Consider the following 13120-nt stretch of genomic DNA (forward strand, 5'->3'; position numbering starts at 1 on the left):
GTGATGTATGTCACCGAAGTTATCCACAGGCTCTGACGGCGGTCGGCGGGCGGCGGTACGGTCGAAGCCGGATTCGGGATTGGCCGATGACCGACGGGGGCGATGAGCATGGCGGAGCTCGGCGGGAAGATTCCCGGGCGGCGAGGACGACAGGAACAGCGGGGACAGGGGGGACAGCGGCGGGGGCCGGGGCAGCAAGGTGAGCGGGTGCCGCGGGTGCCGCGGGTGCCCGGGTTCGCCGAGTGGCCCGCGCAGGGGTCGCCCAAGCGAGAGGGCAAGGCGCTGCGGGAGCGGGTGCCCCGTGCCTCGCACGCGGAGTTCGCGGTGGACGGCGGGCGTCCCGACCCGGTGGCCGCCGTACGGGAGTCCAACCGCAGCAGGCTCCCGGAGCTCACGCCCATCCGCGTCGGCAGGATGGCCGCCTCACCCTTCGCGTTCCTGCGGGGCTCCGCGGGCCTCATGGCGTATGACCTCGCGCGCACCCCCCTGTCCGGCATAGGCGCCCAGCTCTGCGGGGACGCCCATGCGGCGAACTTCGGGCTGTACGGGGACGCGCGCGGCGGCCTCGTCATCGACCTGAACGACTTCGACGAGACGGCGCACGGCCCCTGGGAGTGGGATCTCAAGCGCCTGGCCGCGTCCTTGGTGCTCGCGGGGCGGGAAGCGGGCGCGGGCGAGGACGTCTGCGGGGCGGCCGCGAGGGACGCCGTCGGGGCCTACCGCCGCACCATGCGGCTGTTCACGAAGATGCCGGTCCTCGACGCGTGGAACGCCATCGCGGACGAGGAGTTGGTCTCGCACACAGACGCGCGTGACCTGCTCGGCACCTTGGAGCGGGTCTCCGAGAAAGCACGGAAGAATACGAGTGCCCGCTTCGCGGCGAAGGCGACCGAGGCCGTCGAGGGCGGTGACGGCTCCGCAGGACGGCGCTTCGTCGACGCTCCGCCCGTGCTCCGGCGGGTGCCGGACGCGGAGGCCGCCTCGGTGGCCGGTGGGCTCGAGGAGTATCTGGGCACGCTGACCGAGGACCGGCTGCCGCTGCTCGCGCGGTATGCGATCCAGGACGTGGCGTTCCGCGTCGTCGGCACGGGCAGCGTGGGCCTCCGGTCGTATGTGGTGCTGCTGCTCGATCACTGCGGCGAGCCGCTGGTGCTCCAGGTGAAGGAGGCGCGGCCCTCCGCACTGCTGCCGCACCTGCCGGTGGCCGGTTTCAAGGCGCCGGAGACCGTGCACGAGGGGCGCAGAGTGGTCCTCGGCCAGAAGCGCATGCAGGTCATCAGTGACTTCCTGCTCGGGTGGACGACGATCGGCGGACTTCCTTTCCAGGTACGGCAGTTCAGGAACCGCAAAGGCAGCGTGGACCCGGCGGCGCTGGCAGCCGACCAGCTGGACGACTACGGCCGCATGACTGGCGCCCTGCTGGCCCGCGCGCACGCACACAGCGCGGACCCGCGCCTCATAGCGGGGTATTGCGGCAAGAACGACGAGCTGGACGAGGCCATGGCACGGTTCGCCACGGCGTACGCGGACCGTACCGAGGAGGATCACGCGCTGCTGGTGAGCGCGGTAAAGGAAGGGCGGGTGGCGGCGGAATCCGGGGTCTGAGGGCCGCAGGCCGGGCTGTGAGGGGCGGGGCCCGGGGTCGGTGGTGCGGGTTTCCAGGGCCGGGGCCACGGTGGCCTACGCTGGACGGGTGACGATCCCGGAAGCCGAGCCGACGCCCCCCGAGACTCCTGAGACTCCCGCAGAGGGGGCACAGCAGCCGGGTGCGGAAGGACGGCTCAAGGAGCAGCTGAAGGCGCGGCTCAAGGAGCGGTCCGCGGCGCGGTCCGAAGAGCGTTCCGGGCAGGGCGCGCAGGAACGCGCTGAGGAACGCCCCGAGGAGCGGCTCGAAAGAGCGGTCCGCGCGGCCGAGCAGGCGCTGATCGAGTACGAGATCGCGCTGGAGACCTTCCGCGTGGAGGTGGAGAACTTCTCCCGCCTGCACCACCAGAAGCTCGGTCCGATGTATGCCCGCCTCGACGAGCTGGACGCGCAGATCGCCGAGGCCACCGCAGCCCGTACCGGCGACGCGGAGGACCGGCGCAAGGCCGAGGAGGCGCGGGCACGGGTGATGCCGATGCCGGGCGTCGAGGAGCTGTTCCACGGCTGGATGGACGGCGACGGGCTCTACCCCGAGGCCGCCGCGATGCTGACCGATCAGTCGGTGCGGCCGCCACAGCGGGTGCGCCCCGGTGAGGAAGCCCGCAAGCTCTACCGCGAGCTGGCCCGCAAGGCGCATCCGGATCTGGCGCAGGAGGAGGGGGAGCGGCAGCGGCGTGAGGAGTTCATCACGCGCGTCAATGCCGCGTACGCCCGTGGAGACGAGGCGTTGCTGCGTGAGCTGTCCGAGGAGTGGGCCACGGGTCCTGTGCCCGAGGAGCAGCGGCTCACCCACAGCGAGGAGCTGTACGCACGGCTTGAGTGGCTCTCCCAGCGCAAGGAGCTCCTCTCGGTCCTCGCCAAGGAGTTGGAGGAGGGAGCGATCGGCGGAATGCTGCGGCTTGCCCCCGACGACCCGGACGCGCTCCTCGACGAGATCGCCGAGCAACTGCTCGCCCAGGTCGCCGAGCGTGAGACGGAGCTGGCTCGGCTGACCGCGTAGTACCGCCCGGGGCCCGGTGGTGGTCGGGTAGCGTCGGGGGCATGGCTTTCGGATCTCAGGTGCCCACGGTCGGCGTCGACGACCTCTCGAACGGTGACTTTCTGCTGGACGTCCGGGAGGACGAGGAGTGGCAGGCGGGGCACGCCGCGGATGCGCTGCACATTCCGATGAGTGAGTTCGTGGCCCGGTACGGCGAGTTGACCGAGGCCGCCCCGCAGGACGGCAAGGTCAATGTGATCTGCCGGTCCGGCGGGCGCTCCGCTCAGGTCACCATGTACCTCGGGCAGCAGGGCATCGACGCGGTGAACGTGGCCGGTGGCATGGAGGCCTGGGCGGCCGCCGGGCGACCCGTCGTCACCGACGAGGGCCAGCCGGGCACCGTGGTCTGAGACCGGTCTCAGACCGGTTCGGGCTGGTGGGCGGGCTAGCCGAGCGCGTGGGCGGCCAGTAGGTCGCCGAGCGCCTCCTCGTGTGCTGCCGCCGGGCCGAGGGAAAGCTCCAGCTGCTTGGCCCAGGCGTGGTACCGGTGCAGGGGGTAGTCCGTGTCGGCGCCGAAGCCGCCGTGCAGGTGCTGGGCCGTCTGTACGACCCTTCGTACACCGTCCGACGCCCAGATCTTGGCGACCGCGACGTCTCCCGCGGTGGGCAGGGCGCCGTCCGCTCCGGTGCTGATGCGCCAGGCGGCCTGCCAGAGGGTGACCTCCATCGCGCGCAGGTCGATGTAGCGGTCGGCGGCCTGTACGGCCACGGCTTGGAAGGTGGCCACCGGGTGGCCGAACTGCTCGCGCTTGCTGGTGTATTCGCTCGTCATGCGCAGGACGCCCTCGCCGAGACCGAGGGCGAGCGCGCAGGTCCCGGTGGTGAGCAGATCGCGCAGCCGGTCCCAGGCCCCGTCGGCTTCGATGACGTCGGCCGCGGGGATGCGTACGGCTTGCAGGCTGAGCTCGGCCAGGCGCTCGCCACTGGTGGAGAACTGCTCGGCGAGTGTGAGGCCTTGCTGTTCACGGGGGACGAGCGCGAGAACGGTGCGGCCTTCCGGCGTGTGGGCGGGCACGACGACGAGGTCGGCGTTCTGCGCCCAGGCCACGCCCGTCTGCAGGCCGTCCAGGATCCAGCTGTCGCTGTCGCTGTCGCTGTCGCTGTCGCTGTCGCTGTCGCTGTCGCTGTCGCGCTGTGCGGTGACGGCCAGTTCGACCGGGTCGTGTCCGGTGCGGCCGTGGGCGGCGACCGTCAGGACGAGTTCGCCACGGGCGGCCGCAGGGAGGATCTTGCGCTGCAGTTCGGCGCCGCCGTGGGCCTGTACGGCTGCCGCGGCAGCGCTGCTCTCCAGGAGCGGCACACGCGCGAGTACCTTCGCGGACTCGCGCAGCACCAGGCACAGCGCGATGGGGTCCAGGCCCACGCCGCCGTGCTCGGCGTCGATGAGGACACCCAGCAGGTCGGCGTCGGCGAGCCGGGACCACAGGGCGCGGTCGAAGTCATCGGCGACGGCGCCCGGCGTGAGGGCGGGGCTGGGCACCCCGTCCGGCACGACATCGGCGAAGAGCGCCTTAGCCGCTTCGACCACGGCCTGCTGTTCCTCGGTGAAGGTGAAGTCCACTGCCAGTCCTCCCACGCACCGGTCGGCCGACGTCTCCGCCGCCTCTTCCGCTTCTCTGCACCTGGTTCTCGGTATCTGATTCGCCGTACCTGACGGGCCGTCAAGATAGAACAGGTTCTATGGGAAGGGAATGGGGAGGGAGCAGGGAGGGAGCGGGAGCGAAGGTGCGGGGGTCAGCGGTCGAAGTCCAGCTCCACTGTGGCCGTGGCCGGACGGGACTGGCACGCCAGCACAAATCCCGCTTCCGTCTCCTCCGGCTCCAGCGCGAAGTTGCGGTCCATCCGCACCTCGCCCGAGACGCGGAAGGCGCGGCAGGTGCCGCACACCCCGCCCTTGCAGGCATAGGGCGCGTCGGCGCGGTTGCGCAGCACCGTCTCCAGGAGCGTCTCGCCCTCCAGGACCGGCCAGGTGCCCGAGCGGCCGTCGAGGGTCGCCGTCACCGTGCTGTGCGCGGGCGCGGTAATCGCGGGGGCCGTGTAGTCGGCGGAGGCAGTGGAGAGGCCGTCGTCCACGTGGAAGATCTCCTCGTGGATGCGGCGGCGGGGCACGCCGAGACCGCGCAGGGCCCGCTCAGCGCCCTGCACCAGGCCGAACGGTCCGCACAGGAACCATCCCTCGATCTCCGTCACGGGCAACAGCGCGGGCAGCAGCTGGGTGAGGCGCTCCTCGTCGAGTCGCCCGGAGTCGAGGCCGGACTGCTGTTCCTCCCGGGAGAGCACGGTCACCAGCTGGAACCGGCCGGGCCAGCGGTCCTTCAGGTCGGCGACCTCTTCCAGGAACATCGTCGAAGCGGCGGTGCGGTCGCTGCGTATGAGGCAGAAGTCCGCTTTCGGTTCGCGCTCCAGGAGCGTCGAGACGATGGAGAGCACCGGAGTGATGCCGCTGCCGCCGACGATCGCCGCATAGCGGCCGGGGGCCGGGTCGAGCGTGAAGCGTCCTGCGGGGGTCATCACTTCCAGTTCGTCGCCGATGGCGACTTCCTTGAAGGCGTACGTGGAGAAGGCGCCGTCCTCCACTAGGCGCACGCCGACGCGCAGGGCCCGGGGCTCGTCCGGAGCGTCGAGGGACGGGGCCGGGGAGCAGATCGAGTACGTACGCCGGATCTCCGTGCCGTCGGCGAAGCGGCGGACGGCGAGGTGCTGGCCCGGGGTGAACCGGAACTCCTCGCGCAGCGGGGGAGGCACGTCGAACGTCAGCGTCACGGAGTCGTCGGTCAGCCGGTCGACCGCAGCTACCCGGAGCGGGTGGAAGCGGGCCATCACAACTCCTTGAAGTGGTCGAAGGGTTCGCGGCAGGAGGCGCATCGGCGCAGTGCCTTGCAGGCCGTGGAGGAGAAGCGGCTGAGCAGTTCGGTGTCGGTCGAGCCGCAGTGCGGGCAGCGGATCGACAGGCTCAGAGGGACGGGCCCGTCCGCCGCGTGGGAGCGCGGGGGAGCGATGCCGAACTCGGCCAGTTTGCGGCGGCCTTCGGCACTGATGTCATCCGTCGACCAGGCGGGTGAGAGCACCGTGCGCACCGAGACCTGGGCCATGCCGTGGTCGTGCAGTATCTGCTCGATGTCGGCCGTCATGGCCTCTATCGCGGGGCATCCCGTGTACGTCGGGGTGAGCTCGACGTCGACCTCGCCGGTGGCGAGAACCCGTACACCGCGCACCACACCGAGCTCGGCCAAGGTCAGCACGGGCAGCTCGGGGTCGGGCACCGAGCCCGCGAGGGCCAGGAGCTCCGTCTCCAGTGCGGTGGGGGCGGTGGTCACCATGACGCCCCCGGGTGGCTGCGGTGCAGGTGCTGCATCTCGGCGAGCATCCGGCCGAACGACTCGGTGTGCAGGCCCTGTCGGCCTGCGCCCGCGGCCCAGGCGCCGGACTGCGGGCCCTCGGGCACGGTCAGCGTCGCCCGCTCGATGACGGCCGTCACCGACGAGGTCCAGCACTCCTGCAGCTTTCGCCAGTCGACCGCAAGGCCGGTCACGGGCTGGAACATCTCGCCGGTGAACCGCCACAGCGTGTCGAGGCCGCGCTGCATTCGCGCGTGGCTCTCGTCCGTGCCGTCACCGAGGCGCAGTGTCCACTGCTCGGCGTGGTCCTGGTGGTAAGCGACTTCCTTGACCGCCTTCGCGGCCAAGGGGGCGAACTCGCCGTCTCCGGCGGCCAACTGGCCGTACAGCAACGTCTGGTACGTGGAGAAGTAGAGCTGGCGGGCGATGGTGTGGGCGAAGTCGCCGTTCGGCTGCTCGACCAGTTGGAGGTTGCGGAAGGCGCGCTCCTCGCGGAGGTACGCCAACTCGTCCTCGTCGCCGGTCAGGGAGAGCAGGATGCGGGCCTGGCCGAGCAGGTCGAGGGCGATGTTCGCCAGCGCGACCTCCTCTTCGAGGACGGGGGCGTGTCCTGCCCACTCCCCCAGACGGTGGGAGAGCACCAGGGCGTCGTCGCCGAGGGCCAGGGCGGGGAGGGCCGGGGCGTCGGCTGCGAGGGGGGCCGGGGTGGTCACAGGTGCTTCACCCCTTCCGGGATCTCGTAGAACGTCGGGTGGCGGTAGGGCTTGTCACCGGCCGGTTCGAAGAAGGAGTCCTTCTCGTCCGGGGAGGAGGCGGTGATCTCGGCGGACGGCACGACCCAGATGGAGACGCCCTCGCTCCTGCGCGTGTACAGATCGCGGGCGTTGCGCAAAGCCATCTCCGCGTCCGGGGCGTGCAGGCTGCCCGCGTGGGTGTGGGAGAGCCCGCGGCGGGAGCGGACGAACACCTCCCACAGCGGCCAGTCGGTCGAGCTGCTCATGCTGTCGCCTCTCCGCGTCGTCCGGCGTCGCCGTGCGAGCCGGTCACGTCTGTCCGCTTCGCTGCCGCCTGCTTCTCGGCATACGCGGCTGCGGCCTCCCTGACCCAGGCACCCTCTTCATGGGCGCGCAGGCGCTGGGTGATGCGCTGGTCGTTGCAAGGGCCGTTGCCCTTGAGGACGGCCCAGAACTCGGTCCAGTCGATCGGGCCGAAGTCGTGGTGCCCCCGGGACTCGTTCCACACCAGGTCCGGGTCGGGGAGCGTCAGTCCGAGCGACTCGGCCTGGGGGACGCAGATGTCCACGAACCGCTGGCGCAGCTCGTCGTTCGAGTGGCGCTTGATCTTCCACGTCATCGACTGCTCGGAGTGCGAGGACTCGTCATCGGGCGGGCCGAACATCATCAGGGAAGGCCACCACCAGCGGTTCACCGCGTCTTGCGCCATGTCGTGCTGGGCCTGGGTGCCGCGGCTGAGGGCGAGCAGCGACTCGTACCCCTGGCGCTGGTGGAAGGACTCCTCCTTGCAGACGCGGACCATGGCGCGTGCATACGGGCCGTACGAACAGCGGCACAGGGGGACCTGGTTGGTGATCGCCGCGCCGTCTACGAGCCAGCCGATCGCGCCGACGTCCGCCCAGGTCAGCGTGGGGTAGTTGAAGATCGATGAGTACTTCTGGCGGCCGGAGTGGAGCTTGTCGAGCAGCTCGTCGCGGCTGGTGCCGAGCGTTTCGGCCGCGCTGTAGAGATAGAGGCCGTGACCCGCCTCGTCCTGCACCTTGGCCATGAGGATCGCCTTGCGCCGCAGAGAAGGGGCGCGGGTGATCCAGTTGGCCTCAGGCTGCATGCCGATGATTTCGGAGTGCGCGTGCTGGGCGATCTGGCGGACCAGGGACGCGCGATAGGCGTCCGGCATCCAGTCGCGCGGCTCGATGCGCTCGTCGGCGGCGACCGCCGCGTCGAAGGCGGTCTGCTGCTCCGCCGTGCGCGCGGCGGTGGACGCGGCCTCGTCCGGCTCCGTCGTTGCCGCCTGGTGTGCGGCTGCTGTCGCCATCTCGGTCCCCCTCGACCCTGATGCGAACCGCCCGACCGATCGTTCGGTTCGTTGAATTCAATGGTGCGGCCCTCCGCCATAAGGTGTCAACCCTGTGGATAACTTCACGGGCGCTGTGCGTGGCGGGCAGGCCTGAGTACCGTTCCGGCGGCAGGGTTCGGTGCGCGATCGGGGAACGGGGCGGAATGGACGGGTACGACAAGGGCTCGGGCGGTGGGCCCGCAGTGCCTGACGGGCCCGGTCCGGCGGCCGAGCGGAGCGCAACGGCCGAACGGGTGACGCCGGCCGAGGCCGGTGGGACCACAGTGCTCGGGCCGGGGTCGGCGGACGAACCCGAGCCTCAAGCCCGGGTCGGTATCGCCGGGCTCAAGCTCGGATATCAGATCGCCGCGGCGTGCGCCCTCGCCGTCGTCGCCGCGGCCGCCTGCGTCCATATAGGGATGCTCTTCCTCCACGTCGCGCCCTCGAACACGGTGACCAAGCAGCACGGCGATGTGGTCGACGACTGGATCTATCCCGAGTTCGAGCAGAACTGGAAGCTCTTCGCGCCCAACCCGCTCCAACAGAACGTCGCGGTGCAGGCCCGGGCGGAGCTCCGTACGACTGACGGGAACATGCGGACCACGGACTGGTACGAGCTGTCCGCGCAGGACGGTGCCGACATCGACGGCAGTCTGCTGCCCAGCCATACGCAGCAGAACGAACTCCGCCGGGCCTGGGACTTCTACGTGGGGTCGCACGACGCGAAGAATCGTCCCGTCGGTCTGCGCGGCCAGCTCTCCGAGCGGTACGTCCGCCGTATCGCGTACATGCGGCTCGACCACGAGGCGCCGGGCGGCAAGGGTGACAAGATCGTCAACGTCCAGCTGCGCTCGAAGACCACGAACGTGCCGCTGCCGAAGTGGAGCGAGGAGAAGATCTCCACCAAGCCGTCGTACCGGCTGCTCCCCTGGTGGCCGGTGAAGCCCGAGGACCTGCCGCTCAGCGAGGGTGCGAGCAGCGCGCAGAGCCTGCGCGGCACGCACGACACCGCTGCACACGGGAACACGCACCGGCTCGTTCCACCCGCGAACACGCACCGGCCCGTTCCACCCACGAAGGGGGCCTTCCGGTGAGCCGTCTCGAACGCCCGCTGGCGCGCGGCATCAACCGGGTCACCGGGTTCGCCCTCGGCCCGTACCAGACCGCGGTGATCCGCATCGGCTTCGCCGCCACCTGGTTGTTCTTCCTGCTCCGCGAACTCCCCCACCGCCAGGAGATGTACGGGCCCGACGGCCCCTGGAGCTGGGACATGGCGCAGCAGCTCATCGCGAGCAACGGCGCCTTCACCGCCCTGATGTGGTCGGACGGGCAGATCTGGTTCGAGGTCGTCTACGTACTGGCCATGGTCAGCAGCGTCCTGCTGCTGCTCGGCTGGCACACGCGGGCGATGTCCGTGCTCTTCATGATCGGTGTGCTGTCGCTGCAGAACCGCAGCATCTTCATGGGGGACGGCGGCGACAACGTCATCCACTTGATGGCGACCTATCTGGTCTTCACCCGGTGCGGTCAGGTGTGGTCGCTGGACGCGCGGCGTGCGGCACGCGCGCGTGGAGAGGGGATTGCGCAGCCGGTCGACCGGGCGGGACTCGCTCTGTGGTGGGTGTGCGGACTCGGTCTGTCCGTCGTGACGTTCATGGGGGAGGTCCGCGGCGGGTGGCTGCTGTTCTTCTGGGGGCTGCTGCTGGTGCACGGTCTGTGGTGGGCCGTGGGGCGGCGCGCGCCGGGGAGTGAGCTGCGCAAGCTGCTCGACGTCGTGGCCAGTCTCGCCCACAACGCGGGCCTGTTGGTGATCATGGTCGAGGCCTGTCTGATCTATTCGACAGCGGGCTGGTACAAGATCCAGGGGAGCCGGTGGCAGGACGGCACGGCCGTCTACTACCCGCTGAACCTCGACTACTTCTCGCCGTGGCCCGCGCTCTCCGAACTGCTCTCGTCCCACGGCGTCATGGTGCTCCTCGTGACGTACGGAACCGTCGCCGTGCAGGTGGCTTTCCCGTTCACGCTTTTCAACCGCAGGGTCAAGAACGTCCTGCTCGCGGCCATGATCGTCGAGCATGCGGTGATCGCGGTCGTCCTGGGGCTGCCGTTTTTCTCGCTCGCGATGATCGCGGCCGACGCGGTGTTCCTGCCGACGTCGTTCCTGCGCCGTATGGGCGGCTGGGCGGCACGCGCGCGTGGAGGGGTGGTTTCCCGTCTCCCGCTCTCCCGCCTGCCGCTCTCCAGCCCTTCCCTGCCGCGCTTGCGCCGCATCGCCGGTGGTGGCGGTCTGCCGGAGCAGCGCGCCGCGGACGGGAAGCGGGACGAGGAGCCCACCGAGTCGGCGCGCGCATAGGCTGCCCTCCATGGACAGGGCGGACAGGGCGGACAGGGCGGACGGGTCGGACAGGTCGGACAGGACAGACAGGACGGATGGTGCGGGTCCCGAGGGCGCCGTACGTGCTTGGCGCGGGATCGCTGACACCTCCGTGCTGCTTGACGGTTTTCACGCGATCAAGCACGCGTTGCGCTTCGGTGCGCAGGTGCCGGTCGCGCTGACCAGCGACCGGTCGGCCGTCCTGGCCCTCGCGGACGACCTCGCACCGGATGTCACCGACGTGCTCGGCGTGCTTCTGGTGGAGGTTCCGGACGAGCGGCTGCGTGCCCTTGTGCCGCGGTTGCACCCCACGGCGGTGGCCGCCCTCGCGGTGCGTCCCTCGCGTGCTGCCCACCTCGAAGTACTGGGGCGTACGGGCAGGCCGGCGCCGGTCGTCGTGCTCGACGACCCCCGCAACCTCGGCAACGCCGGGGCGGTGATCCGCCTCGCCGCGGGGTTCGGGGCGACCGGGGTCGTGACGACCGGCACCCTCGACCCCTGGCATCCCACGGTCGTACGGGGCGGCGCCGGCCTGCACTTCGCGACGGCCGTGGAGCGCATGGACGTGACGGAGCTGCCGCCTGGCCCGGTGTTCGCGCTCGACGCGGAGGGTGAGGACATCAGGGGGCTGAAGCTCCCGGACGACGCCGTGCTGGCCTTCGGGTCCGAGCGCAGCGGTCTCTCGGCCGAACTGCGGCACCGCGCCGACCACTTGGTGTCCTTGCCCATGCGCCCGCAGGTCTCCAGCTACAACCTCGCGACGAGTGTCGGCATGGCGCTGTTCCACTGGTCGGCGTCGTCGGGACGGCCGCCGGAAATGCCGCACTGACACCCCCGGCAGCCGAGCCAGGCCTCTTCTGGGCCGTGCGCGGTCAGGCGTCCTTGCGGATCTCCACTACGCGGAAGCGGTTGGCGACGAACGCGCCGTCGCACAGCGCGGCGTTCGCCGCGGGGTTGCCGCCCGAGCCGTGGAAGTCCGAGAACGCCGCTGTCTGGTTCACATACACGCCGCCCGTGAGGTTCAGGGACAGCTGGGCGCACTCTTCGAGGCAGGTCTCCTCCACGGCGGCGGAGAGTTCCTCCGACGTCGTGTACGCCCCGACGGTCATCGCTCCCTTGTCGCGCACCGTGCGGCGCAGCAGCTCCACGGCGTCGGCCGCCGAGTCGACGGCGACCGCGAAGGAGACCGGGCCGAAGCACTCGCTGAGGTAGGCCGCCTCGGCGTCCGGCTTGGCGCCGTCCAGCTTGACGATCACCGGGGTGCGGACCACGGCGTCCGGGAACTCGGGGTTGGCGACCTCCCGTGAGGCGAGGGCGACTTCACCGAGGCCGGCGGCCGCTTCGAGGCGGGTCTTCACGTCGGGGTTGACCAGCGCGCCGAGGACGCCGTTCGCCCGGGCGTCGTCGCCGAGGAGGCCGCTCACCGAGGCCGCGAGGTCGGACACCACGTCGTCGTACGACTTGGCGCCCGCGTCCGTCCGGATGCCGTCGCGCGGAATCAGGAGGTTCTGCGGGGTGGTGCACATCTGGCCGCTGTACAGGGACAGGGAGAAGGCGAGGTTGGCCAGCATGCCCTTGTAGTTGTCGGTCGACTCGACGACGACGGTGTTGACCCCGGCCTTTTCCGTGTAGACCTGCGCCTGGCGGGCGTTTGCCTCCAGCCAGTCGCCGAACGAGGACGATCCGGTGTAGTCGATGATCTTGATCTCGGGGCGCAGGGCGAGTGTCTTGGCGATGCCCTCGCCGGGGCGCTCGGCGGCCAGGCACACGAGGTTCGGGTCGAAGCCCGCATCCGTGAGGACCTCGCGGGCGATCCGCACCGTCAGTGCCAGGGGCAGCACCGCGCGCGGGTGCGGCTTGACCAGGACGGGGTTGCCGGTGGCGAGCGAGGCGAACAGGCCCGGATAGCCGTTCCACGTGGGGAAGGTGTTGCAGCCGATCAGGAGCGAGATGCCGCGCGCCACGGGTGTGAAGCGCTTGTTCAGCGCGAGTGGGTCGCGCTTGCCCTGGGGCTTGGTCCACTCCGCGGCGTCGGGGGTGCGGGCCTGCTCGGCATACGCGTACGCGACCGCTTCCATGCCGCGGTCCTGGGCGTGCGGCCCGCCCGCCTGGAAGGCCATCATGAAGGCCTGACCGCTGGTGTGCATGACCGCGTGCGCCAGCTCGTGCGTGCGGGCGCTGATCCGCGACAGGATCTCCAGGGAGACCATCGCGCGCACTTCCGCGCCGGCGTCGCGCCAGGCGCGCATTCCGGCGCGCATCGCGGGGAGCAGGGTGTCCACGTCCGGGTGCGGATACGTGATCCCCAACTCGGGCCCGTACGGCGAGACTTCGCCGCCGACCCAGTCGTCCGTGCCGGGCTGGTCGAGGTCGAAGCGGGTGCCCTGAAGGGCGTCGAAGGCGGCCTTGCCCTCGGGCAGGCTCAGGCTTCCGTCCTCCCCGTACGCCTTGGGGTGTTCGGGGTGGGGGGACCAGTACGCGCGCGAGCGGATGGTCTCCAGCGCCTGGTCGAGGGTGGGCCGGTGCTTGGCGATCAGCTGGTGCGCGGTGAGTTCGGCGGCCATGACGGGACCAACTCCTCCTCGGCCGGCTCCTCGTCGAGCCGGCGAGCTGGGCAGGGACGGTGGGCAGGAACGCTCTGACACAGCTAGAGTA

13 protein-coding genes are annotated in these 13120 nt (G+C 70.6%); 6 read left to right on the forward strand and 7 right to left on the reverse strand.

Annotation, left to right across the window (positions count from 1 at the left end; all coding sequences use genetic code 11):
• The first annotated feature begins 108 nt into the window (after positions 1 to 108).
• From ABZ953_RS34675 to ABZ953_RS34685, 3 genes are all read left to right on the forward strand, one after another.
• Positions 109 to 1605: a DUF2252 domain-containing protein gene (locus tag ABZ953_RS34675; protein ID WP_361732754.1), complete on the forward strand. Its 1497-nt coding sequence runs from the start codon at positions 109 to 111 to the stop codon at positions 1603 to 1605.
• A gap of 88 nt (positions 1606 to 1693) precedes the next feature.
• A complete protein-coding gene (locus ABZ953_RS34680) occupies positions 1694 to 2644 on the forward strand; it encodes a hypothetical protein (RefSeq protein WP_361732657.1) in 951 nt (316 codons plus the stop codon).
• A 59-nt stretch (positions 2645 to 2703) separates the two neighbouring features.
• Entirely contained in the window at positions 2704 to 3033 is a 330-nt protein-coding gene (locus ABZ953_RS34685; RefSeq protein WP_361732755.1) for a rhodanese-like domain-containing protein, read from the forward strand.
• 35 nt (positions 3034 to 3068) lie between these two features.
• Here the strand turns inward: ABZ953_RS34685 and ABZ953_RS34690 are convergent, their stop codons facing one another.
• The 6 genes from ABZ953_RS34690 to paaA form a co-directional block, all read right to left on the reverse strand.
• Complete coding sequence (locus tag ABZ953_RS34690; protein ID WP_361732659.1) at positions 3069 to 4244, reverse strand: acyl-CoA dehydrogenase family protein; 1176 nt, start codon at positions 4242 to 4244, stop codon at positions 3069 to 3071.
• A gap of 173 nt (positions 4245 to 4417) precedes the next feature.
• Positions 4418 to 5503: a 2Fe-2S iron-sulfur cluster-binding protein gene (locus ABZ953_RS34695; protein ID WP_361732661.1), complete on the reverse strand. Its 1086-nt coding sequence runs from the start codon at positions 5501 to 5503 to the stop codon at positions 4418 to 4420.
• Complete coding sequence (paaD, locus tag ABZ953_RS34700) at positions 5503 to 6003, reverse strand: 1,2-phenylacetyl-CoA epoxidase subunit PaaD (RefSeq protein WP_361732663.1); 501 nt, start codon at positions 6001 to 6003, stop codon at positions 5503 to 5505. The genes ABZ953_RS34695 and paaD overlap by 1 nt, the downstream gene beginning before the upstream one ends.
• Positions 5997 to 6734, reverse strand: coding sequence for a 1,2-phenylacetyl-CoA epoxidase subunit PaaC (gene paaC / locus ABZ953_RS34705; RefSeq protein ID WP_361732665.1), 738 nt, complete (start codon positions 6732 to 6734; stop codon positions 5997 to 5999). Before paaC ends, paaD begins: the two co-directional genes overlap by 7 nt.
• Positions 6731 to 7021: a 1,2-phenylacetyl-CoA epoxidase subunit PaaB gene (gene paaB, locus ABZ953_RS34710; RefSeq protein WP_055569192.1), complete on the reverse strand. Its 291-nt coding sequence runs from the start codon at positions 7019 to 7021 to the stop codon at positions 6731 to 6733. The genes paaC and paaB overlap by 4 nt, the downstream gene beginning before the upstream one ends.
• A complete protein-coding gene (gene paaA, locus ABZ953_RS34715; RefSeq protein ID WP_361732667.1) occupies positions 7018 to 8070 on the reverse strand; it encodes a 1,2-phenylacetyl-CoA epoxidase subunit PaaA in 1053 nt (350 codons plus the stop codon). Before paaA ends, paaB begins: the two co-directional genes overlap by 4 nt.
• Before the next feature lie 185 nt (positions 8071 to 8255).
• Here paaA and ABZ953_RS34720 point away from each other — a divergent pair, with 185 nt between their 5' ends.
• Genes ABZ953_RS34720 through ABZ953_RS34730 form a run of 3 tightly spaced genes read left to right on the forward strand, consistent with a single transcriptional unit; the run spans position 8256 to position 11294 of the window.
• A complete protein-coding gene (locus ABZ953_RS34720; RefSeq protein WP_361732669.1) occupies positions 8256 to 9185 on the forward strand; it encodes a DUF5819 family protein in 930 nt (309 codons plus the stop codon).
• The gene (locus tag ABZ953_RS34725) at positions 9182 to 10444 is read left to right on the forward strand and encodes an HTTM domain-containing protein (RefSeq protein ID WP_361732671.1); all 1263 of its coding nucleotides are present in this window, start codon (positions 9182 to 9184) and stop codon (positions 10442 to 10444) included. Before ABZ953_RS34720 ends, ABZ953_RS34725 begins: the two co-directional genes overlap by 4 nt.
• Before the next feature lie 10 nt (positions 10445 to 10454).
• Positions 10455 to 11294, forward strand: a complete 840-nt coding sequence (locus ABZ953_RS34730) for a TrmH family RNA methyltransferase (RefSeq protein WP_361732673.1) — start codon at positions 10455 to 10457, stop codon at positions 11292 to 11294.
• A gap of 43 nt (positions 11295 to 11337) precedes the next feature.
• On the opposite strand, the gene paaN is transcribed toward ABZ953_RS34730, so the two are convergent.
• The gene (gene paaN, locus ABZ953_RS34735; RefSeq protein WP_361732675.1) at positions 11338 to 13029 is read right to left on the reverse strand and encodes a phenylacetic acid degradation protein PaaN; all 1692 of its coding nucleotides are present in this window, start codon (positions 13027 to 13029) and stop codon (positions 11338 to 11340) included.
• Between the last annotated feature and the right edge of the window lie 91 nt (positions 13030 to 13120).

The sequence above is a fragment of the Streptomyces sp. NPDC046465 genome, assembly GCF_040646035.1.
In the GTDB taxonomy this organism is placed as follows: domain Bacteria; phylum Actinomycetota; class Actinomycetes; order Streptomycetales; family Streptomycetaceae; genus Streptomyces.